Raw genomic sequence first — 22,457 nt, forward strand, 5'->3', positions numbered from 1 at the left:
CAATATCCAAATTTTTGACAACGATTTATTCCCCTTCAAAAATGACACCCGATGTAGGGGTTTCAAACAACTTGATTCTGCTGAGCTGTGGAATCTTTAACCTGATCTTGTCCCACAACCAAATTGCAATCAGCTCACATGTAGGGTTTTCAAGTCCCTCTACCTCATTCAACAACTTATGGTCAATACACTCAATAATCGGGTCGACCGCTCTCTTGATCTCAGAGAAATCCATGATCCATCCCAGTTTTTCATCTATCTTCCCTTCAAAATACAATGTCAACTGGTAGGTATGGCCATGAAGGCCCCTACATTTATGTCCCTTGGGAACATTCGGCAAAAAATGGGCCGAATCAAACTTGAATTGTTTAAATAGTATCATGTCTTGCTATTTTTGCCAAACTGCTATCGGTATGTGCCGTACGTTTTAGGGATACTGCCCTTGATACAATGAACAGCATTAAAGGAACAACCCCTCCAAAAAGAAATATACAGGCACCAATACCCCGTAACCATGTCAGGGATTGAAACACCCCTCCACCAATGAACGCATCGGAGCGGGCAAACCAAAGCCCATTTTCAACCACGGCCTTAAATTGGATCGTACCTGCAGGAAGAAGGTCCAGTAGGACCATGAGCATCAAACCCAAATTGATGGACCAAAACGAAACTTTTACCAGTTTTTTATTCCATTTTTTGGGTTTAAGCAACAACTTTGTGGCAAATAGCATGGCGGCCAGGGAAATGTTCCCATATACTCCCATCAAGGCGGCATGGGCATGGTTTACGGTTAGATAGGTACCATGCTCGTAGTAGTTCATGATGGGTAAATTGATGATGATTCCCAATACCCCTGCCCCAAAGAAGTTCCAAAAGTTCACGGCGATCAAAAACAAAAACACCTCGGGGAACCCGAAATCACCCAATTCACTTGGTTTGATGCCCTCAAGGGCAATTCTGGGCATATTCTTGAACCGCCAAGCTTCCACGGTCAAGAGAATAAGGGGTACAAATTGTAATGTGGAAAATATACTGCCCAAGGCCATTGTCGCCACTGGTTTGGCATTCCAATAGAAATTGTGTGAAATCCCCAACAGGCCAGTGCCCAAAAATAGGATAGTGGCAAAGTAGATGACCCTTATGGCCGCATTCCTACTCACAAGTCCCATCAATACCATGAGATAGCTCACTATAACGGTAATGAACACTTCAAAAAATGCCTCTACCCACATATGCACCACCATCCACCTCCAAAAATCGGCAATAACAAAATTGGTTTCCGGCCTAGCCACAAAACCGGAGATAAACAGCAGGGGAATCCCGATTATGGAATACATGATCCAATTGGGAAGGTTCCAAGGCATACCCCTGACAAAGGCGGGCCTGATTCCGCGGAAGACCACAATGCCCCAGAGTACAAAGATAAGCATGAGCAAAACCTGAAAAGCCTGTCCAAAATCAACAAATTCCCATCCTTGATGCCCCAAAGCGTGCCACCAATCCCCCAAAAGTCCCATTGGGCCCAAGACCATACCTGTCAAGGAACCTGCAACCAGGACAACCAAAAGAATAAATAGTATGTTGATCAGTTGAAGTTGAAATTTCACCTCTTTTTTGGCCAAAATCGGAAGGATGAAAATGGATGAGGCAATCCAACAGGTCGATATCCAATATAAAGAAAGCATCAGATGCCAACTTCTGGAAACCGTAATAGGAAAGGATTCGGAGAGATCAACACCAAAAAATCCAAGATAATCCACAAATTCATTGATGGTGACAAAACCACTTGAAACCTGTACAAAAAACAATACAATCGCCACAAAGAAGAATTTATAGGACGCTTTTTGGGTTTTTGTTGGCACAAAATCCCGAACACTTCCAGCGGTCAGTAATTCTTTGGACGATGGTTTGAAAAATTTGTTCGACAACTGATTGTACTGTCCTATGAAGTACAGCACAATACCACAAAGTAGCACAAAGGCCAAAAGCCCAAGTACGCTCCACAGCACCACTGGAGAGGTTGGGGTGTTGCCTGCTTCAGGATCATAAGGCCAATTATGTGTATAGCTAAAATTTTTTTCCGGTCTTTCGGTGACACAGACCCATGCTCCCCAAAAGAAGAAATCGGAAAGATTGAGGATCTCCGATCTATCGGTGAGATAATTCTTCAAAGGAAAAGTGTTCTCACCGGAGATCCCCATGAAAACATGTAGATAATAATTCCTGACCTTTTCCAGTGCGTATACGTACGCATCATTCAATACCACGATATCCTCGGTACCGTCATAACCATTCTTCTTGAGCTCTTGTTTCACCTTTTCGGCAATCACTTTCTGCTCATTGGGATCAGCTGGGCGACCATGCTCCACCTTATATTGCTCCTGATAGTATTCATTGACATGTATGGTTATCTGATGAAGGGTCTCTGCAGTAAAATCGGGACCTCTTTGCGCCCCGTCCCCAAAGAATGAGCCATATTCCATAAGGGCATACTTATGGAAGACGATTTGACCTTCCTCTATATTCCCCTTACTGATCAGTACCGTACCATCCGAGGTCTGGAATCCGGTCATAGGTGGTGCATCATTGTATGTTTGAAACCCGATCAAACCGACACCGGCCAGGCTTATGATCAATATGAACAACAATGGGGCCCACCAATTTTTGGTATCCATCCAATAATCAATATTCTTTTTAAAACCCCTTTTGCCTGAAATAGTCCCTTTGTTCCCCATTTTTGACGCACTTAAAGTTTTTGTTAGTTAGTTATATAATCTTGAGTTTCTTCTCCCGCTGTTCATAAGAGCGGCTCAAGACCTACATCCATTAGATCGGAATAAAGCAAATGTAAATAATAAATATAAAATGACCTTTTTATATTTTATTATTGTGATCACCTTGTTAAATAGGTTCCCTTAATGGTCAAAAAAGTTTGATAAAACAGATTCAGTTAGGGATTGAAACACCATACTGAATCAATTGGCAATTCCAAAATCTCCCCTATCCACCATCAAATTCCATTAAGGCTATTGGGGTGGAACCTCAAGTCCCTTTGCTAATGCCAAAAGAGTGAATTTCCTATTAATCCTATAATCAAGCCACTCCTACTCGTACATGAAGTTCACTTACCGGTATCATCTCCAAAGTTTATGTCGCACAATACTTCGTCCAATCGAACATCATGGGGCTCTTTCGGTAACTGGTCCATTTTTTGGAAAGGATAAAACAATCCAATTTTAAAGGACGTGTTCAAGTTCGCCAAAAAAGTGTCATAATAGCCTGCCCCATACCCCAACCGATATCGATTTCCATCACAGGCCAGCCCAGGGACCACGACCAGATCATAAGTCCCTTCAAAAACCCTTTCCCCTGCCGGATGAACAGTTCCAAAAATACCAGGTTCCAAATCCTGTAGGGAGGTAAGCACTAAATTTTTGAAACTCCTTTTGGGTAAGGACTGGGGAGAAATTACAGTTTTTTTATGGGCCAGACATTGTTCGATAAATGGAAAAATATCAATTTCGGAACCCATGGGCAGATAGGTGTGGACCGTTTGGCATCCCTGCTGTTCCATAAGTTGCCATAAGGTCTTACAGACATATCGATCATAGAGGGTCTTGGTGGTCATGGACATAAGGTCGCGCTGATGCAGCATCCGTTTCCTAATTTCCTTTTTTTGTGTTTTGATAGGGGTATTCATACCAACAATATTTCGGACAAAAATATCCGTTATTTTTCAATTCTACGTATCTTTACACCAATTTCAAGTCCTGCTCAGATAAAGATCCAAAAAGGGTAAGTGGAACTTGGTGTATGGTTATTGTAATGTAAAAGATGGGACAAAAAAAGGAAATCGCAACCCTTGGGGAAGTACGACAATTGGTGGATATCTTCTATGGCAAGGTTCGCAAGGATGATATATTGTCGGATATTTTCAATGGAGTGATCCAAGACAATTGGCCTGCACATTTGGAAAAAATGTATTGTTTTTGGCAAACAGTGCTATTGGGTGAACACACCTATTATGGTAGTCCCCTAGCCCCTCATATCAAACTACCGGTCCAAGGAACACATTTTGACCGATGGAAGCAGCTCTTTATGGAAACGGTGGATGAGAACTTTACCGGTGAAAAAGCCACTGAGGCCAAGTTTCGGGCGGAAAAGATGGCGGAGATGTTCCAATTGAAGATTGAATATTTTAAGCATATTGAATAACAAGGACTCATGAAGGTCAAACTTTCAGAAATTTTCGGGAATACCGCCAACCGATCTATGTACTCAAGGGACGAACTCCTGTCCTTGGATATAAAAATGGAATTTGTAAAACGTTTGGCCCAGTTTTATGACATCCCATATATGTCGGATGGCAACAATGAACATAACCTATGCTTTGCCAACAGTGGCGCTGTCCGTTTTGAATATAAATCGACCTTTTCAAAAAAGGATATCATCACTTATCTCCTTTCCACCCTAAAACAGGATACGTTCCATATGGGAACGGATGAAGTAATTTTTTCAAAATCGGTATGATCCATATCGGCTTATCTTCATTTTTTGTAACCCAGACCGCACATTTTAATCCAATTGGTAACCAACATGCCATTTGTACTATGAACGGTTTCATCTTTCCCTACACCACAAGACTTGTAAAAAAAGAAAAAGTCAACCACAATGTCGTCCGCTTTTCGGTCCAAAGACCCTTTGGGTTCAATTTTATTCCAGGTCAGGCTGTTGATCTGAGTATCGATCAGCCCGGTTGTGAATTGGAGGTGGCCCCCTTTACGATCATAAGTACCGAAGATGACCCATATCTGGAGTTCATCATTAAGATCCGGCCAAACAAGGACAGTTTGACCTACCGTTTGTCCGCATTAAGGCCAGGCGCGGTAATCCAGCTCAGTCGGCCCTGGGATACTTTTGAATATAGGGGTCACGGACACTTTATTGCCGCCGGGACAGGTATTGTTCCCTTTATGCCCATTCTGGACTATATCCAAAGGTTTGGTCCAGAGTTTACGGAAAGCCATTTATTGGTCTATGCCACTAAAAGCAAAGAGGATGTCCTGTTCGAAAAAAGATTGAGAAGGATGTTGGGCAATAATTTCATTACCAGATTGAGCAGCCCAACGGCAAGCGCAAAACTTCCAGGACGTATCGATTTTGGGTTCCTCCAATCGATTGTCCAAAAAAAAGATCAATACTTTTATATCTGTGGGCCCAAGTCCTTTGAATTTGATATGATGACCCACTTGATGAAAATAGGTGTTGACCAAAAACGGATCCAGACAGGTTATACGTTTGGACAGGGCAAACCCTTAAATTCCTGACGAACCATGGCTTTAGAAACAGAACAAGATTTCCTGAACAAACCCAATGCTCTTTTGGAGGAGAATGGGGAACAGCGGAGGGAACTGGAAAAAATGATATTGGAATTCGGTCATAGTTTTATAGATACTTTGGGAAGTACCAAAGCATTTAATACGAATTCCGAAACTCCCGAAAATCTCGTATTGGAATTTGGGATCAGGGAAGATACCTCGAGCCTTGGTGAGTTATTGAGATTTTTTGATCAAGCGGTGTTGAATCCTGGGCTGAATCCTGCTTCGGGTGGCCATTTGGGCTATATTCCGGGCGGGGGCCTGTTCAGTTCCGCATTGGGGGACTACCTGGCGGCATTGACCAACAGGTATGCCGGGGTCTTCTATGCGTCCCCGGGAGCGGTAAAAATGGAAAACGCCCTTATCCAGTGGGCCGGGGAATTGATAGGATACGAGGAAGGGTTTGGTGGGAATCTGACCTCTGGGGGAAGTTTGGCCAATTTAACAGCATTGTCCTGTGCCAAAAAGCACCACGGTATTTCCTCCCGAAACGTACGTACAAATGTGATCTATTGCTCCCCACAGACACACCATAGTATCTATAAGGCAATACATTTGCTTGGATTGGAAGAATGTGTCCTACAAAAAGTTCCTTTGGATGGACAATTCCGATTATCCACCCAATATTTGGAGGAACAGATCGAAAGGGATGTCAAAAGGGGGCTGAGCCCATTTTTGGTCATAGCCAATGCAGGTTCCACGGATATTGGCGCCATTGACCCCGTTGAAGTATTGGGGACCATTTGCAAAAGATACGGGATATGGTTGCATGTGGACGCTGCCTATGGGGGCTTTTTTGCACTGACAACCACTGGAAAAGCCAAACTCAAGGGTTTGGAACAAGCAGATTCCGTAATCCTTGATCCCCATAAGGGCCTTTTTCTACCCTACGGATCCGGGATTGTTTTGGTAAAGGAGCTTAAGCACTTGGTAAGGGCCTTTAAACAGGAGGCGCATTACATGCAGGATAGCTATCAAAATGACCAATTCTCCCCTGCCGATCTTTCTCCTGAACTGAGCAAACACTTTAGGGGGCCACGGATGTGGTTGCCCCTGAAGCTCTATGGACCAAAGGTATTTTCCGATTATTTGGAGGAGAAACTGGTATTGACCGATTATCTCTATCGGAAATTGGTACAGCTAAACTTCAAGGTGCTCTGTGAACCAGAACTTACCGTTATTGCATTCAGGTATGAAGCCAGGCCGGATGACCATCAGTACAATGATGAACACAATAGGGCCATTCTAAGGTTCCTTGTATCGGATGGACGCATCTTCCTCTCCTCCACCATGATCCATGATAGGTTTGTTCTTCGTGCCGCCCTACTGTCCTTTAGGACCCACAAGAAAGAGATCGACCTCCTTGTGCATTTATTGGAAAGGGCATTGATCGAAACGGACAACATGCCTTAAACAGGATATCGTTTTCGTTTGAAATAGGATATCCCTGCCAAAATGCCAACAACACCAAGGGAATAGTAAATAAAACCTGGGGTGACGATATTGTCCCCCTGGGCGTATGAATGGAGTCCTGACAAGTAGAAGTTCACACCGAAATAGGTCATAAGGATGGCATAGAAACCCAATACCCCCATAGTTGAAAACAGCCATGTATTGTTCAATTTAGGGACCAATCGCATATGGATGATCAATGCATAGACCATGATACTGACCAATGCCCAGGTCTCTTTGGGATCCCAGGCCCAGTAACGGCCCCAACTCTCGTTGGCCCATTGCCCCCCTAAAAAGTTACCAATGGTCAACATGACCAATCCAATGGTCAGTGTTATCTCTGTGAGCAGTGTTAATTTTTTGATGGCCAGTCGTAGATTGCCATGGTTCCTCTTGTTCAACAGGGCCATGAACAATAGGCTGAGTGCGCTAAGGATCATTCCCAGTGTAAAGGGGCCATAGCTCGCCACGATGATCGCTACGTGTATCATCAGCCAATAGGAATTGAGTACGGGCTGTAAATTGGCAATGGCCGGGTCGAGCCAGTTCCAATGGGCGACCATAAGAATCATGGCATTTACAAATGCGGTTGCGGCCAAGGCCAGGTCAAATTTTCGTCCAATGACAATCCCGAACAACATGGTGGCCCAACTGATATAAATGATGGATTCATAGGCATCGCTCCAAGGGGCATGTCCCGAAATATACCATCTGGCCAACAGTCCCAAGGTATGTGCGGCGAAGCATAGGTAGATCCCAACCCGGGGTATCCAAAGCATATCACCAAAGGGACCTCTTCCTTTAAAGAGGTGGAGAATCGCCGCGATCAGCAACAATAATCCAAAGGAAAGATACCAGGAAAAAAGATTCTTGAATACATCATACTCATTATAAAGGATTTCCAGATTAATCTTGGAGGCATTGGGAATGACTTCATGGCCAAACTTCGACTGGTATTTTTCAATTTGTTCCAGCAAACGGAGGGATTCTTGAAAATTTCCGGTGGGGATCTCTTTTGAAAATGTATTGAAATAGAGGGGCAGTATCCCGGCAACGAACAAGGAGTCCCTTTTTTGGAAGCCAAGTCCGACCAGCTTGCGATTTGAAGTCCAAGTATTATTCGATTCATTGGGTATCGGAAACAATCTCAGACCCTCCCCGCTAAGGGTATTGTACAAGAGGTTAACCCTTCGGTCCACCTCGATAAAGTCCTTTTCAAACTGATTGGGCACCATGGACTTATAGGCCAGTGTCACTTGGTTCTTGATCTTGTATCCGCCTTCCTTATCGAAGAATTTCGATAATGGGGCAAGTTTAGCTTGCCTGGATATCCCCAAGAGGCTCCTTAGGCTGTCATTCCCGCTCTTGATGTAGATCAATGGAACATTGAACCAAAGCTCGGGAAATTGTATCATTGACAATATGGTTTGGTTCGCATTGAGCTCCTTATATGAGTAATCTTTGCTGATTTTTCGCAATACTTCGGAAGCATAGGTGTCCATGGGCTTCATCCTCCCGTTGGCATCCTGGATGACCAAGCGGCCGAACTTTGCGGCATGTGATTCCGGAACTTTATAATGCAATAAAATGGAATCCAATTTTTTTTGGACCATCGAATCCATAGGATCAATGTCACGCTGGCCATAACCTTGGAATGAAACGAGGAGAAGGATGATAGGTCCAGCCCATTTGGTCATCGCATCGAGCCGTTTCAATTTTCTTACCACTTGGCCGAACCGGGATTTTTTGGTAAAAAGAATTGCCAAAAGTCCAAAATACAAGAGAAAATAGCCTATATAGGTGACCATGGTACCCAGAAAATCGTGGTTAACGGACAGGACGGTACCTTTTTCATCGGGGTGGAAGGATGATTGAAAAAAACGATATCCCCTATAGTCCAATACATGGTTCATATAAATTTCCGCTGATTGTTTCTTTTGGCCATCCAACACCTCAACACGGCTTTCAAAAGCTGAGTAACTATTGGTGGTCCCTGGGTATCTTTCCGCAATGAAGTCATCAAGTTTTAGCTGGAAGGGCAATTCATGTACCTTGCTTCCATAGGTGATGGTATAGCCCAATCCATCAATCATGGTCGTTGTGGGTTCCCCGACTTTTCTTTTTTTACCCAATACGACCACCTCCCGTTGTATCGTATCGCTGGCCACGGTAAGGATCAATCCATCCGAACCATCCATTTCCCCTGAGGAGGCACCCGAGGTCAATACCAATGCTCCCATGGCGGGAGGTTCCGGTACAACGAATTTCACCTTTCCAAAGTCATAGAGCACTTTGGTCTTTACTGTGTCCCTCTGCCCGCCTACGATTTCGGTTTTCCTGCCAGTGGCCATTTCCAACAAGGAGCCTGTCAAGGGTGGCTCAAGTAGGGATCCTTCCCTTAGGGTCAAAAAGTTATAGGCTCCTTCCACTGGCTTGTTGAGGCTATAGCTTATATCCCCACAATGTAACAGTTCATTTTCCTTGATAAAATGGTCGTGTCTTTCGCCTTGTTTTGTTTCCACGATCTTTAAAAATAGGGCACCTTGGGGTTCTTTTCTAAAGCTCCATCGGGCATTCTCCACAAAGTCCTTATATGAAATCGTAATATCCCTATTGTCAAAAACGGTCCCGATTGAAAACGTATTTAGCCTAGGGGTCGCACTGGACAACAATTGCTGTTTTTCGATATGCTGTTTTAAGGTTCGGGTTCCCTTCCTTGCTTCAATTTCCACCTCCAAGAAGGCATCATCCGAAAGGACCTCATCCGAAGTCGCCCCTTCACGGATGGAGATCAGCCCAGTGAATCCATGGTACCGGGTAATAAAGGCACCTATAATGATGACCACCAGGGCCAAATGTATGGTCAAGGTGGGCCATTTATGCTTTAAGTGCAGACCGAATTTTTTAATGTTCAGAAAGAAATTGATCACAAACAACCCCATCAAGGTTTCAAACCACCACGAATTGTATATATAGATCCGGGCAGCATCAATGGAATGTGCATTCTCAATAAATGTTCCCAGACCCATTCCAAGGGCAAGTGCAACAAAAAGTATCACCATGAGCCAAGTGGATCCCAGGATGAAAATCAATTTCATGAATATTGTTTTCATAATACGTAATTAGGATTAAGACCATTCATAAAGTAATCGACATGTATCTCGACCATCCCGAGTGACAGGCAACAATATCCGCTCTTCGGTAAAGCATACATCAAGAATTATTTTTTATCCAAAGTGTCCAACGATCAATTTCCATCGACCTATCCTTAAGGCTTTTGGAATAAATGGTCAAAAGGACCATCAAAACAATGGAAATGAGCCGAAATACGTTGGCATACCAACCTCCCATTGCATTTTCATCCACCGAAAAAAGTAACCAGCTCAAGTTCATAAGGGTATGGGAAAAAATGGGCACCCATAAATTATTGTCCCACTCGATGTACAACCATCCAAACAAGACAGCACCCAAAAATGTAATTCCAAAGATTCCAAGTGCCGAGATCAAATCATGGCTTTGGTACAGATGTATGCCCCCAAACCATAGGGCTCCAAAAAAAATTGCGGGAATAAAACCCAATCTGGTGAACCTGTACAATTGACCAAACAAAAATCCCCTAAAAAAAACCTCTTCAAAAAATCCGGCCGCAACCACTGAAATCAATATTTGGTCCATTGAGATTTCCGTATTCACATCAAAGGCCAAATAATAACCAACGAACATCGGGGCCGTAGCCACCATTGAAAACAATAGGGCTTTGAATGGATCTCCATCCAATCCCAAGTATCGCGTAAAGTTCCATTTCCTGTGAACGAGCCACACTCCGAAAAGAATGGGCAAAGCTGAAAGGGTATATGCCATCATATGGCTTATTCCCCTTTGTCCAATATACAAGTCCAAATGGGATCTGAGTGCATCAAAATATAAACCATCAAGTACCCAATAGAGCAAAAAAGTTCCAAAGGTGATGATCATAATTTTACCTGTGTGATTCAATCCCAAGTACATTTGTCACGTTTTTTTAACAAAATGTCCAGTTTAACCTTTGTGGATACAAAAAGGGCATCAAAGACCAATTCCGGTATAAATCCAATCATAATTTTTTTTTAGAATTAAAGTGAAAATCAATTTTTCATTTACACCAAATTCCGGTCAATCAAAAACCAAGGCCCCATCGGTTGTAATGCCCAATGAGGCCCTGGTCAGGAACAACCATCATCAATCAATCATTCAATCCATCAATCAATCAATAATCAACCAAGTCTTTATATTTATATGGATTTTAAATATTCTTGTAAATCGTCCTTATCACCTTGTGAGAGTTGAAGGTCAAAATGTCCATCGTAATGATCGATGACCTCGGCCAAGGTGGCAAATCTTCCATCATGGTAAAAGCCTCCTTTCATGCGGGCAAACAAGCCTCGCAAAGGTGTGGTCCTGTACATTCCCGTGGGCGATCTACTCGCTTCAAAATCATCGATTCCAATTTCCTCTGCTGTATGCAGGTTAAACCCGGCATCTGTGAAAATGGGTGCGATGTGGCAGGTGGCACATTGTGCGGGACCATCGAAAAGGACCTTGCCCCGCTCAGCGGCCGCTACATCATAACTTCCTTCGGGAGGTGTCGGTGCATCCAATGACAATTGGTAGGCCTGCAGTGCTGGAAGTTTTCCGGTAATCAAATCCGGGGAATTGACCACATTGGCAAAATTATTTTCCACGGCTATGGGGAACATGCCCGCATCATTCAGCCTGGCATCTGTAAAGTTCCCTTGACCGTGCATTTCCAGATTGGCGACAAAGGCATTCCAATAGACCATATCCCCCCAACCGGTATAGGTCGCCAAATTAACGCCCTGCAATCCATAGGCCGCCGGAAGTAGGTTGGCGGCAATGGACCCATCAGGTCGTGTGGCGATACCATCCACCATCAGGCCGGCATTAAACTTACCAGGGCCCCAACCATTCAATACTGCATTGACCGTAGGGACATCCACATGGAGCAAATCGGCCAAAAATTGGGCATTGTCCGTCAACGAAACAATGACACCTACATTTAAGTCCCTGTTGGGATGGCCATCCAATCGTTTGCCTATACCGGCAGAAAATGAATCATCCACGGTTGAGTGGCACAGGGCACACGTTATCCCGATGGAGGAAAGATCCCCGGCACCATCAAAATTGCCTTTGATCCCGACAACTGAATTCAACCGAAGCAATTCCACCGTTGTGGCCGGGTCATTCAGGTCAACATCCCCCGACTGTATCAAGGAGACCACTTCGTCTGGCAGTGCTTCCGCATCCACTTTAAGTCCAACAGCCAACGCTGTTGCCGGGCTCACACCTCCTCCATATCCTCCATTGTCCGCTCCCAGGATAGCCTTGTCAAGGTGAAGTACGCCGCTCCAAAACGCCTCATCCCCGAAAGTATCGTGTCTAAAGACCTCTTTACCCTCCGCCACGAGCACTGGATCAAGGCGCAATGTATCGATGGTGGTCTCGATAATGGTATCCGTGACCGTTTCCGTAATGGTCTCGGTAACCGTTTCGGTAATGGTCTCCGTCTTTGTACAACCGGACAAATAGGCGAACATTACAGTGAGTACCGATAATCTTAAATAAAAGTATTTGTTCATGGTAGTTTAATTTAGATTGCAAAATCAGTTATTGGACCGGTTTGGAACACAAGGCTCCAAACCGGTTTTTCCATAATTTTCTTTTTCAAAAATTTTATTCAACCGTAATGGTTCCCTTCATAACCTTGTGAAGGTTACAGAAATATTGTTCATCCTCTGTCACCACTTTACTCCAGACCTCATTTTGGCCAAAAGGTTTTGAAGTCCATTTGCGGTTTTTTTCATCGGTCACATCATGGAGGTAAAAATCTTTGTTCACCCATTCCACGGTATCCCCTTCCTTCACGGTCAAATGGTCTGGAATGAACTTCATCCGGAATATTTTTACCGTGTGTTTCTTCGGGGGTTCTTCCATGACCTTGAGTTTGTTATAGGCCCAGACCTCCATAAAGAATGTCAACAGGATTATTGAGGACACCGTTATTTTTGGAATCAAGGATTTCATTGTATTACCCCTTAATATTCTTTTGGACCATTTCCGCATGTCCCAAATGTGCTTCCAGGGCCGGCACCACGGCACTGAGCAATTCCTTTAATTCACTGTTTTCCGTTTCGGGGATCAAAAGGTTCTTTACCGCCCCAATAACCGCTTTATGATACGCTACTTCATTATCAATATAGGCTTCATCAAATTTTTTCTTGGCGGTTCTCTTCAATTTTTTCTTGGTCTTCTCGGCATCTGCCAAAAGGGATTGACTGACCGTATTGTCCTTTGGGTTGACCCCCAATTTTTTGACCAATGCCACCGCCTGTGCAATCACTGCATTGTGGTCCTTGACCATTCTATTGGCAAAATCCAATATTTCCTTGTTATTGGACTTTTCCAAAGCTATCTGTGCATAATCGATATCAATTTGGTTCGCCACAACGGCCACTGACGCCACCTCAGTGTCCATCAACGGGGTTTCTTGTCCAAAAGCAAGGACACCCAACATTGCGATGACCACTAGACTAAAAGCTTTTCTCATTTTTACAGTTTTTATTTGTTAATACATCCATTGGATGCAAACGGGCGAATGCGGTTACAAAAGTTTATTGGAAAGTCGACATGAACTCTTTTTTGGTCCATTCATTTTTGAACTTCCCCAAATAACTCCCTGTCTTTGTATGGCTGTTATGGTCCTTGATGCCTCTCGAGGCCACGCAGAGATGGTTGGCCTCCACATATACGGCCACATGTTCCGTGTCCAAAAGGGCGGATAAGGTCTCCGCGATTTCCCTGGTCAATTTTTCCTGGACCTGTGGTTTTCTACCGATAAAGTCCACGATCCTATTGATCTTGGAAAGCCCAATGACCTTTTTATTCGGAAAATATGCGACATTCACCTTTCCAAAAAAGGGCACAAAGTGGTGTTCGCAATAGGAATATAGACTAATGTCGTTGACAACAACCATTTCATCAAAGTTGTAGGTATTGTCAAAAAAAGACACTTCGGGAAATTGGGCCTCATCCAGACCAATAAAGGCTTCATTTAAAAACATTTTTGCGACCCGTGCCGGCGTATCCTTTAAGCTAGGGTCATCCAGATCCAGCCCGAGCACCTCCATTATTCTACCAAAATGATGGGCGATTTCGGTCATTCTATCTTTATTCCTTTGATGTTGGCAGGTCTCTCCATTGTACGACGCACCATTGACCCCGGCCATGGTACCCACTCCGGTTTGATCACGTTTACTATCCTTCATTAATATCCTATTTGTATGTTGCGCTCCTTGACGCCAAGATTCATTAAAAGGCCCTTTACGTTTTGGGAGAAGGCATCAGGCCCGCACACATAAAAATATTGATCGGGTTCGGTGACCCTGGAATTCAAATATTTTCTGTCAATTCTTCCATGTGCGTATCCAGCCGCCCGTTCTCTGCTCAGGATATTGCAACAATGAAGCCCCAAGAACTCCTCGAGTTCATTTTTAAGGATAATGTCCTCCAAGTTCCGATTGGCATAGATCAATTTATGTCCTGATAGGGTCCCCCGCCTTTTGGCCTCCTTGATCATGGGGATAAAAGGCGTAATACCGGACCCGGCCGCAATGAACGTTCCCTTGCCCAGATATTCAAAGGACCTCCACGCTTCACTTATGTCCAATGTATCCCCAATTTCCTTTTTGGAAAGGGCGGCCGTAAAACCTTTCCGATCAGGGTAGACCTTGATGATCAGTTCCAGGACTGTTGAATCGGGTAAATTGGTCAAGGTAAAAGGTGCCGATCGTTGTTTCGGCCCACTGGGCTCCAATATAATATCCACCGCATCGCCGATGGAACATTGAAATTCCTTTGGTCTTTCCAAGACAAACTGAATTACATTGTGGGTCAACCACTCCTTTCTTATGATTTTTACTAAAAATCCCATGATAATCATATTTAAGGCCAATTTTGTACCTTGACTGTAGTGGTACGATGGCATTTTCCAATCTTCCATTTTGGTACCTGGCCTTTCACATAGAAAAGTCCAGCACCACAGGTTAGATGATAATTTTAATAGGCGGTTACAAATTTTGTAACCGAAAAGACATTAATGCATCCAATGGATGTAGCCCAACTAAAAATGGAACATCATGGTGGCAAGCAAAAACGATTTTATCCAATCCGAAAAAATACTACCGGACCATGTGGTCGTGGAAAAAGTATTGAATGGGGAGACCGAACTATTTGAAATCTTAATGAGGAGATACAATGAGTTATTGTTTCGTACCGTACGGAGCTATTTCAATCAGGATACCGATGTCGAGGACATCATGCAGGATGCCTATGTAAAGGCCTATCAAAAATTATATCAATTCAAAAATGAATCTACTTTTTCGACTTGGTTGGTACGGATAGGGATCAATGAAGCACTACAGCGAAAGCGAAAACTGAAAAATTATAGATCGACCGCCCTTGAATACGAGACGGGTGTTCTTCAAATTGCAGATACTTCAGTCATGAACCCAGAAAACAATACCATTTACAAAGAGTCGACTGCCTTTATAGAAAAGGCGGTCGATACGCTCCCCCAAAAGTATAAGATCATCTTTATCCTTAGGGAGGTGGAAGGCATGGAGATTCCTGAGATATCCAAAAGTCTTGATCTGACCGTCAGCAATGTAAAAGTACGATTGTTCAGGGCGAGGAACATGATCAAGGATTATATCTTTACGGCCACAAACACCAAGAATATATTTGAATTTGGCAACCACAAATGCGACCGCCTTGTGGAATTGGTCCTTAAAAGGATTCAGCATATGGAACTGGGTTAATGTTTGATACAATAGATAAAAAGCGAAGACTTATATCATACTTTTTGTAACCCGTCCATGACATCTGCATCTAAAGGGTTCACCATAAATAGTAAAAATATGATACTTGCCAATGTACAAAAAGTGCAAAATTTATTGAAATATACGTTTGGAATTGTTCCAATCGTAGCTGGACTGGACAAGTTTACGAATTTATTGACGGATTGGTCCCAATATATGTCAACCGGTCTTATTGAAGCATTGCCCGTGGATATAGGAATTTTTATGGGTATTATCGGAGTGGTCGAGATCGCAGCCGGGGTAGTCGTTTTTGTACGGACTATAATCGGTGGTTATATAGTCGCCCTCTGGTTGACCTTGATAGCATTGGTTTTGATTTTTACCGGCAATCATTTCGATGTGGCCGTGAGGGACTTGGTCATGGCCATTGCGGCCCTGTCCTTGGTAAAATTATCCGAATAGGTTTGCCATGGGAATTGTTGAACACTCAAATACGAGGTAAAATCATTGAACAACGATACAGGCACAATTTTTTACTCATGATGCCTCCAAAGGGCCATGCTTTTTTAGTATGGTCCTTTATTTTTCAGCCCTATACGATCTTATGCTTCCATCTTGCCCAATCCAGCAATGGTGCATCAAATATTTTCATGGATATTTATTTAAGACATTTTTGTCCGATTTATTTTTAGTATTATCTTTGTCCAAAATCCTTTTCCAACCATGCAAAACGGATCGATTACAAATGAACTTAGGGTCAAGGTGCCCCAATGGTGCAAACCGAAAGAGGTACCGTTTGGATCATTACGGCCGCACATGGATCAAGGGAATCCCACCGCCCAAGGATGTGGCGTGGATTGCCCGATCAAGGGGATGACCAAGAAGTTCCGGTTGGGGACTCCCTGGGAGATGAACGATTTCTTTCAAAACATTTCTGCGCAAAGGGAGGGCCAGTACCAAGTCGGTGAGAACCCATATCGGGATGCTTCATACCAACGATTGAACAGGTTGTTTGCAGCAACAAGCCGTTCAAAGGGGTAAAAAAAATTAAACAAAAAACGGACAAAATTGTCCTATTTAAGATGTACAATGGATTATAGTAGGCAGATCTTTATTTTATCACTCTTTTTTCTACCCTTTACAGCGGTGGCACAAACTACAACGGTGAATTCGGAAAATTGGATAACGAGTCCTGGAATAATAGGCACTTTGGTCCTGGTCTTCATTGTTATTTTTATTGCGGTCCTCATTTTCATGGCGAGGCTCAACTCCTATGTAAAGCTGTTGAAACATCGACAGATCGAAAAGAAGAACCTTGCCTTCAACGAAGAGCTATTGGCACTCCAGGAGGAAGATATCGATATTATCCTCCAACAACGTAAAAGTGGATTGAAGTATCGACTGAAAGGCACAGAACTTGGTAGTGACCAGGGAGCGGTGGATGAAAAGGGCCTGATAGGTCGGGTGACCCATGAACCCGAAAATCCCCTGTTCGACGAAAAGAAAAAAACACCTCTGGGCATCGAAACGCCAGATGAACTCAAAAAGATCGTTACCTATTATTTGGGGGCGTCCGTGTTCTGGTTGGTATTTGGGACTTTGGTGGGCCAATACGTGGGAATGAAGTTCTTGTGGCCGGAAATGGACCATTTTTCCTGGCTATCCTTTGGAAGGTTGCGCCCTGTCCATACGAATGCGGTATTTTGGGGGTGGGCCTCCTTGGCCATGATCGGCCTTGGTTATTTTGTGATCGCCCGTACCTCCAATGCCAAGATCTATAGTTATGGAAGTGCATGGTGGACTTGGCGGTTGATCAATCTCACTGTGTTCTTGGGCACCCTCTCCCTGATGTCGGGAATCAACAATGGCGGTGGCGAGTACCGGGAATACACTTGGCCTGTGATGCTGATCTTTGCCATTGGCCTGATCATTACATTTTGGAATTTCTATAAAACCATTGCCTCCCGGAAAATAGCGGATATCTATGTATCCAATTGGTACATACTGGCCGCATTGATATGGACCACGGTATTGGCCATTATCGGGTATATGCCCTTTTTCTCCGACGGCTTGGGCGAGACCGTTATACAGGGATATTATATGCACCAAGGGGTGGGCATGTGGTTTATGACCTTTACCTTGGGACTGATCTATTATTACCTGCCCTCTTCATTGAACAAGCCCATTTATTCCTATTCCCTGGGGGTATTGGCGTTTTGGACCCAGATGCTGTTCTATACCATGATCGGTACGCATCACTTCGTGTTCAGCCCCCTCCCCTGGTGGTTGCAGACCACCGCCATTGTCTTCAGTGCGGGGATGTTCATTCCCGTGGTGGCCGGCACAACGAATTTTCTAATGACCATGAGGGGAAGTTGGAGCCATATATCAAAGAGTTATGTCCTTCCCTTCTTCCTGGTCGGGGTCATCTTTTATTTTGTCGGTTCCACCCAGGGCAGTGTACAAGCGTTCAGGTTTACCAATTACGTGTGGCACTTTACCGATTTCAATGTGGCCCATTCACATATGACCATGTATGGTATCATCACCTTTATCCTTTGGGCCTGTATCTATACGATCTTGCCCAAGCTTACCGGCAAGGAACCACCACAGGTCCTGGTAGGGGCACATTTTTGGATGGCCTTTATAGGACTCTTTGCCTACATGGTGTCCCTAATGGTGGGTGGGACCTACAAGGGCTTGAGCTGGATTGAGGGCAATGCATTTCTGAATTCCGTCATATTGATGAAACCCTATTGGTTATGGCGTGCCATCGGTGGGTCGTTGATGTTCACCTCGCACCTCGTCTTTGCCTATAACTTTTACATTATGGTAAACAAAAGGAAGTCGGTTGAACCTATGCGTGTATCCCAAGTGGGACAGGTTAACAATTAAGTCAAAATATTATGTTCGATTTTCATAAAAATCATAAAGTACTGGTCATAGCAGCCCTAGTGGGATTTGTAACCCTCAGTTTTATTGTCGCGGTGTTCCCCGCCTATCAAATGCAGGATGTACAGCCCTTGCCACAGCAACCGGCAATGACAGAAAATGAAAGGGAGGGATTGAATATCTACATTCGGGAAGGCTGTGTCTCCTGCCATACCCAACAGGTGCGCAATATTGAAATGGACAATATGTGGGGAGACCGTCCCTCCATCCCTTCCGATTATTATTACAGCAAGGAACGCATGGGTGTTTGGCGGCAATCCCCTTCCCTTTTGGGCAGTGAACGTACTGGCCCGGATCTGACCAATATCGGCAAACGCCAGCCAAGCATTGATTGGCACTTGCTCCACTTGTACAATCCACGTTCGGTCGTTGGACAATCGATCATGCCTTCGTATCCATGGCTATTTGATATAAGGGATACCAATACCGTCACTGGTGATGAGAAGGTAGTCAATCTTCCAGATGCTTTCGCCCCACCCTCGGGCAAGACCGTTATTGCCAAGGAGGAGGCTTTACAATTGGTTGCCTACCTTCAATCACTGCAACAGACGAGCTTGCCTGATGGACGGGAAGAAAAGTTCATCCCGGCCCTGGAATCCAAACAAACGCCCGGTACATCGGAGGGCAACGATACCAACGCCCTGAACGGTGAAAATCTGTATTTGCAGACCTGTGCGGTTTGCCATCAGGACAATGGCAAGGGAGTGGTCGGTGCATTCCCTCCCTTGGCCGGAAGTGGGATTGTCAATAATAAGGACCCTGAGCTGATGATCAAAATCATTTTGCAGGGCTATGATGCACGTTCGGAATTTGCGACCATGCAGGCCTTTGCCGATCAGCTTTCCGATGCCGAGATCGCAGCCATTGCGACCCATGAACGGACCAGCTGGGGCAATACCGGATCCAAGGTAACCGAAGAAGAGGTCCGTAAGATACGTGAATACATAAACAAAGATCTAAACCCTTAGGAAATGAAACGATTGATTCCCATTTACGGTATACTTTTTGGTCTGGGCCATCAGGTCGCATGGGCATGTGACCTATGCAAAAAAAATCAGCCCAAAGGTTTTGAGAACATTACACATGGCCAGGGACCTACTGGCAATATGGATTACATTATAACATGGTCCGCCATCCTATTGGTGATCGTCACCTTATTTTTCAGCATCAAGTTCTTGGTACGTCCCCGGGAGCATGAACCTGACCATATCAAGAACATTGTCTGGGACCATAATTTGAGGGAACATGGAGGACAATAGGATCATTAAGGTTTATTTGGACGAGGAACCCAGACCATTTGCCGAGTTTTCCCCTCCCGTAAAATTTGTTCTGGATACCACCAAGATACCCGATGGGAAACACAGTCTGCGCATTGTGGCCCGATCATCCAACAATGTGGAGGGGATACGGACCATTCCCTTTGAGGTGCGCAATGGTCCTGAAATTGCCGTGGTCGGCCTGAAGGATAACGAAGTGGTCGATACCCAGGTTTCCATTACCATAAATGCCTATGGTAGTGAGACGAACGATTCATTCGTCATCCGTGGATCGGAAACCCCAAAGGCCATTCCGGCTTGGGTATGGGCCCTTCTGGTCATCTTTGTTGGTTTTGCCCTTTTCTATGCCATCATGTACTGGAATCCTGAACTCTACAAATCCTTTTTCTGATGAAATGTGATATACGGCCAATGGATGATGTTGAACTTCTCGTGGATGTCTTTTATGATCGGGTGCGTAACGATGATCTTTTAGGTCCCGTGTTCGAAGAGGCCTTGCAGGGGGATTGGCCCGGTCATTTGAACAAAATGTACAGATTCTGGCACTCCATACTGCTCGATGATCCCTTATATTTCGGCAATCCTTTTTTGCCCCATGTGGATCTCCCCCATGGAAAGGATTATTTTGATCACTGGGTAACATTGTTCCAGAGGACCTTGGATCAATTGTTTGAAGGCCAAAAAACCGAGGAATTCAAAATACAGGTCGCTAAAATGGCGGAAACGTTCCATCACAACATTGTGGCCTGCTCCAACCTTAATGAAAATAGATGAGATGAGGACACATGTACGATATCCCATTGCATTGGCCACTTCCTTTCTTTGGATAGGTTTTATCGGGGCCATCAGTTTTATGGAGGCTTGGCTCAAGTTCCAGGCCCCCGGCATAACGGTACCCCTTGGATTGGGCATAGGCCGCTTGGTGTTCAGTGCCCTGAACAAAGTGGAATGGGTACTTGCCCTTATCATACTGGGCAATTTTGTAGTGGGCAAGGCCCATTTTTCTTCACCCAGAACCATTCTATACGCCATACCGTTGACCTTATTGGTCCTCCAGACCGTTTGGCTGTTGCCGGCGTTGAATGTCCGGGTGGAACTATTGCTCCAAGGACAGGAGCCTGAAAATTCATATCTGCATCTGTATTATGAGGGTATGGAAATCTGTAAGGTGGTCTGTCTGTCCCTATTGGGGGCCAAACTTTTTAAAAGATAGCATATGTCCGATACGATTGATCAGATTATTGACAAGTACCAAGAAATGGGTGAGAACCCGGAAACCCATCTACAAGGACTCCTTCATGCAGCGCCCATTACCTATTGGGATTATATAGGGGTCGATACCTTGCTGAGCCTTCAAAGGCCCCGAACCCCGTTCAAGGATGAAACCATCTTCATCCTATATCACCAAGTTACCGAACTCCTATTGAAAATGATGCGGCATGAACTGGAGCAGCTTGTATACAGGGAGGGGGTTGATGGGGACCAGATGGTCACAAAGATCAAACGCTGCATACGCTACACCAAAATGCTGATCGATTCCTTTGCTATTATGAAGGATGGGATGGATTATGGGGAATACCAGGAATTTCGTAAGACACTGACCCCTGCCAGTGGTTTTCAGAGCGCCCAGTTCCGATACATCGAGCTCCTTTGTACCCCTTTGGAAAACCTCATAAATGCGGAAGGTAGGAAAAGGCTCCCCAAAGACCCATCCATACAGGATTATTTTGACCATATCTATTGGAGGGATGCCGGGTATGATCGCAATACGGGCAAAAAGACCCTGACCTTGGCACGGTTCGAGGAAAGATACCTTGAGGATTTCATGGTTTTGGCCAAAAAGGTACGGGGGCAGACCTTACAGGATAAACTAGAGGGCATACAGCACCCATCAACCCTACTTTTGGATGTCCTCAAGGAATTCGACCATCTCTACAATGTGGAGTGGCCCTTGGTACACCTAAGGACGGCCGCCCATTATTTGGAAAGTAATGACGGAAAGAAAACTGCTACTGGGGGTTCCCAGTGGAAAAAGTATCTACATCCGAGACACCAACAGCGCAAATTCTTCCCAGCGCTATGGACTGAAAGTGAAAAAGAACAGTGGGGAGAAACAAAAAGTAGTTGATTATGGAAACAATGAACAGGCCCCGATTACAGGTTATGGTCAAAGGTAAGACCTACAAGGTTTTGGAAGTCGTAGGGTTACCGGGCATGGTAATGCCCCACCACCATAGTACCGGGGAAGCAGTGGTAATGGTCAAAAAGGGGGAGGCCCTTTTAAAAATGTGTGATGGCGAACACAAACTGGGAAAAGACAGTGTGTTCATCATCCCAGCAAAAAAGGAACATACCCTCACCGTATTGAAAGAATTCAAGGCTGTTGTCACCATGCCCGTGAATGCTGAAATCCAATTTATCTGACCAGAAATAAAGCACTGGAACAACGGTCGGATAGGATAGGCGCGGTGGTTTCCCAATATGGGGCATTTTACTTTTAAGGGGCAAGGACATTTTCTTACCTT

General features: G+C 44.5%; 25 protein-coding genes. 15 read left to right on the forward strand and 10 right to left on the reverse strand.

Features of this window, described 5'->3' with window-relative positions; all coding sequences use genetic code 11:
• Nucleotides 1-25: 25 nt before the first annotated feature.
• From queD to D2U88_RS07645, 3 genes are all read right to left on the reverse strand, one after another.
• A complete protein-coding gene (queD, locus tag D2U88_RS07635; protein WP_119639773.1) occupies nt 26-382 on the reverse strand; it encodes a 6-carboxytetrahydropterin synthase QueD in 357 nt (118 codons plus the stop codon).
• Complete coding sequence (locus D2U88_RS07640; RefSeq protein ID WP_119639774.1) at nt 369-2,735, reverse strand: nitric-oxide reductase large subunit; 2,367 nt, start codon at nt 2,733-2,735, stop codon at nt 369-371. Before D2U88_RS07640 ends, queD begins: the two co-directional genes overlap by 14 nt.
• 386 nt (nt 2,736-3,121) lie before the next feature.
• Nucleotides 3,122-3,700 (reverse strand): 5-formyltetrahydrofolate cyclo-ligase, encoded by a 579-nt coding sequence (locus tag D2U88_RS07645; protein WP_119639775.1) that lies wholly within the window; start codon nt 3,698-3,700, stop codon nt 3,122-3,124.
• Between the two features lie 134 nt (nt 3,701-3,834).
• Here D2U88_RS07645 and D2U88_RS07650 point away from each other — a divergent pair, with 134 nt between their 5' ends.
• The 4 genes from D2U88_RS07650 to D2U88_RS07665 all read left to right on the forward strand — a co-directional run bounded on the left by D2U88_RS07650 (nt 3,835) and on the right by D2U88_RS07665 (nt 6,791).
• Nucleotides 3,835-4,215: a group III truncated hemoglobin gene (locus tag D2U88_RS07650; RefSeq protein ID WP_119639776.1), complete on the forward strand. Its 381-nt coding sequence runs from the start codon at nt 3,835-3,837 to the stop codon at nt 4,213-4,215.
• Between the two features lie 9 nt (nt 4,216-4,224).
• Nucleotides 4,225-4,530: a hypothetical protein gene (locus D2U88_RS07655; protein WP_072880191.1), complete on the forward strand. Its 306-nt coding sequence runs from the start codon at nt 4,225-4,227 to the stop codon at nt 4,528-4,530.
• 80 nt (nt 4,531-4,610) lie between these two features.
• Nucleotides 4,611-5,327: an FAD-binding oxidoreductase gene (locus tag D2U88_RS07660; protein ID WP_182859125.1), complete on the forward strand. Its 717-nt coding sequence runs from the start codon at nt 4,611-4,613 to the stop codon at nt 5,325-5,327.
• A gap of 6 nt (nt 5,328-5,333) precedes the next feature.
• On the forward strand, nt 5,334-6,791 hold the full coding sequence (locus D2U88_RS07665; RefSeq protein ID WP_119639778.1) for a pyridoxal phosphate-dependent decarboxylase family protein: 1,458 nt from the start codon (nt 5,334-5,336) through the stop codon (nt 6,789-6,791).
• Here D2U88_RS07665 and D2U88_RS07670 read toward each other — a convergent pair.
• From D2U88_RS07670 to D2U88_RS07700, 7 genes are all read right to left on the reverse strand, one after another.
• Nucleotides 6,788-9,943: a cytochrome c biogenesis protein CcsA gene (locus tag D2U88_RS07670; RefSeq protein WP_119639779.1), complete on the reverse strand. Its 3,156-nt coding sequence runs from the start codon at nt 9,941-9,943 to the stop codon at nt 6,788-6,790. The two genes, D2U88_RS07665 and D2U88_RS07670, sit on opposite strands and share 4 nt — an antisense overlap.
• Before the next feature lie 100 nt (nt 9,944-10,043).
• The gene (locus tag D2U88_RS07675; RefSeq protein WP_235855750.1) at nt 10,044-10,805 is read right to left on the reverse strand and encodes a CPBP family intramembrane glutamic endopeptidase; all 762 of its coding nucleotides are present in this window, start codon (nt 10,803-10,805) and stop codon (nt 10,044-10,046) included.
• Nucleotides 10,806-11,101: 296 nt separating this feature from the next.
• Entirely contained in the window at nt 11,102-12,466 is a 1,365-nt protein-coding gene (locus tag D2U88_RS07680) for a hypothetical protein (RefSeq protein WP_119639781.1), read from the reverse strand.
• 94 nt (nt 12,467-12,560) lie between these two features.
• The gene (locus tag D2U88_RS07685) at nt 12,561-12,911 is read right to left on the reverse strand and encodes a plastocyanin/azurin family copper-binding protein (RefSeq protein ID WP_072880215.1); all 351 of its coding nucleotides are present in this window, start codon (nt 12,909-12,911) and stop codon (nt 12,561-12,563) included.
• 4 nt (nt 12,912-12,915) lie between these two features.
• Nucleotides 12,916-13,434 carry a DUF4142 domain-containing protein gene (locus D2U88_RS07690; RefSeq protein ID WP_072880217.1) on the reverse strand — a complete coding sequence of 173 codons (519 nt, stop codon included), beginning with the start codon at nt 13,432-13,434 and terminating at the stop codon, nt 12,916-12,918.
• Nucleotides 13,435-13,498: 64 nt separating this feature from the next.
• A complete protein-coding gene (gene folE, locus D2U88_RS07695) occupies nt 13,499-14,152 on the reverse strand; it encodes a GTP cyclohydrolase I FolE (protein ID WP_119639782.1) in 654 nt (217 codons plus the stop codon).
• The gene (locus D2U88_RS07700; protein ID WP_182859126.1) at nt 14,152-14,817 is read right to left on the reverse strand and encodes an FAD-binding oxidoreductase; all 666 of its coding nucleotides are present in this window, start codon (nt 14,815-14,817) and stop codon (nt 14,152-14,154) included. Before D2U88_RS07700 ends, folE begins: the two co-directional genes overlap by 1 nt.
• Before the next feature lie 205 nt (nt 14,818-15,022).
• On the opposite strand from D2U88_RS07700, the gene D2U88_RS07705 reads away from it, so the two are divergent.
• The 11 genes from D2U88_RS07705 to D2U88_RS07755 all read left to right on the forward strand — a co-directional run bounded on the left by D2U88_RS07705 (nt 15,023) and on the right by D2U88_RS07755 (nt 22,356).
• On the forward strand, nt 15,023-15,703 hold the full coding sequence (locus tag D2U88_RS07705; RefSeq protein ID WP_072880221.1) for an RNA polymerase sigma factor: 681 nt from the start codon (nt 15,023-15,025) through the stop codon (nt 15,701-15,703).
• 99 nt (nt 15,704-15,802) lie between these two features.
• Nucleotides 15,803-16,165, forward strand: coding sequence for a hypothetical protein (locus D2U88_RS07710; protein ID WP_072880489.1), 363 nt, complete (start codon nt 15,803-15,805; stop codon nt 16,163-16,165).
• Between the two features lie 261 nt (nt 16,166-16,426).
• Nucleotides 16,427-16,744 carry a hypothetical protein gene (locus D2U88_RS07715; RefSeq protein ID WP_119639784.1) on the forward strand — a complete coding sequence of 106 codons (318 nt, stop codon included), beginning with the start codon at nt 16,427-16,429 and terminating at the stop codon, nt 16,742-16,744.
• A gap of 105 nt (nt 16,745-16,849) precedes the next feature.
• Nucleotides 16,850-18,598: a cbb3-type cytochrome c oxidase subunit I gene (locus D2U88_RS07720; RefSeq protein ID WP_417935277.1), complete on the forward strand. Its 1,749-nt coding sequence runs from the start codon at nt 16,850-16,852 to the stop codon at nt 18,596-18,598.
• A gap of 11 nt (nt 18,599-18,609) precedes the next feature.
• Nucleotides 18,610-19,623: a cbb3-type cytochrome c oxidase subunit II gene (locus D2U88_RS07725; protein ID WP_119639786.1), complete on the forward strand. Its 1,014-nt coding sequence runs from the start codon at nt 18,610-18,612 to the stop codon at nt 19,621-19,623.
• A 3-nt stretch (nt 19,624-19,626) separates the two neighbouring features.
• Nucleotides 19,627-19,914 (forward strand): hypothetical protein, encoded by a 288-nt coding sequence (locus D2U88_RS07730; protein ID WP_072880229.1) that lies wholly within the window; start codon nt 19,627-19,629, stop codon nt 19,912-19,914.
• Entirely contained in the window at nt 19,901-20,323 is a 423-nt protein-coding gene (locus D2U88_RS07735) for a cytochrome C (RefSeq protein ID WP_072880231.1), read from the forward strand. The genes D2U88_RS07730 and D2U88_RS07735 overlap by 14 nt, the downstream gene beginning before the upstream one ends.
• Nucleotides 20,323-20,706, forward strand: a complete 384-nt coding sequence (locus tag D2U88_RS07740) for a group III truncated hemoglobin (protein ID WP_119639787.1) — start codon at nt 20,323-20,325, stop codon at nt 20,704-20,706. The genes D2U88_RS07735 and D2U88_RS07740 overlap by 1 nt, the downstream gene beginning before the upstream one ends.
• Nucleotide 20,707: 1 nt before the next feature.
• Nucleotides 20,708-21,145: a hypothetical protein gene (locus D2U88_RS07745; protein WP_119639812.1), complete on the forward strand. Its 438-nt coding sequence runs from the start codon at nt 20,708-20,710 to the stop codon at nt 21,143-21,145.
• 3 nt (nt 21,146-21,148) lie between these two features.
• Nucleotides 21,149-22,060 carry a tryptophan 2,3-dioxygenase family protein gene (locus D2U88_RS07750; RefSeq protein WP_119639788.1) on the forward strand — a complete coding sequence of 304 codons (912 nt, stop codon included), beginning with the start codon at nt 21,149-21,151 and terminating at the stop codon, nt 22,058-22,060.
• A gap of 2 nt (nt 22,061-22,062) precedes the next feature.
• Complete coding sequence (locus D2U88_RS07755) at nt 22,063-22,356, forward strand: cupin domain-containing protein (RefSeq protein WP_119639789.1); 294 nt, start codon at nt 22,063-22,065, stop codon at nt 22,354-22,356.
• Nucleotides 22,357-22,457: the final 101 nt, after the last annotated feature.

This window comes from Flagellimonas aequoris (genome assembly GCF_003584165.1).
Taxonomy (GTDB): Bacteria; Bacteroidota; Bacteroidia; order Flavobacteriales; family Flavobacteriaceae; genus Flagellimonas; species Flagellimonas aequoris.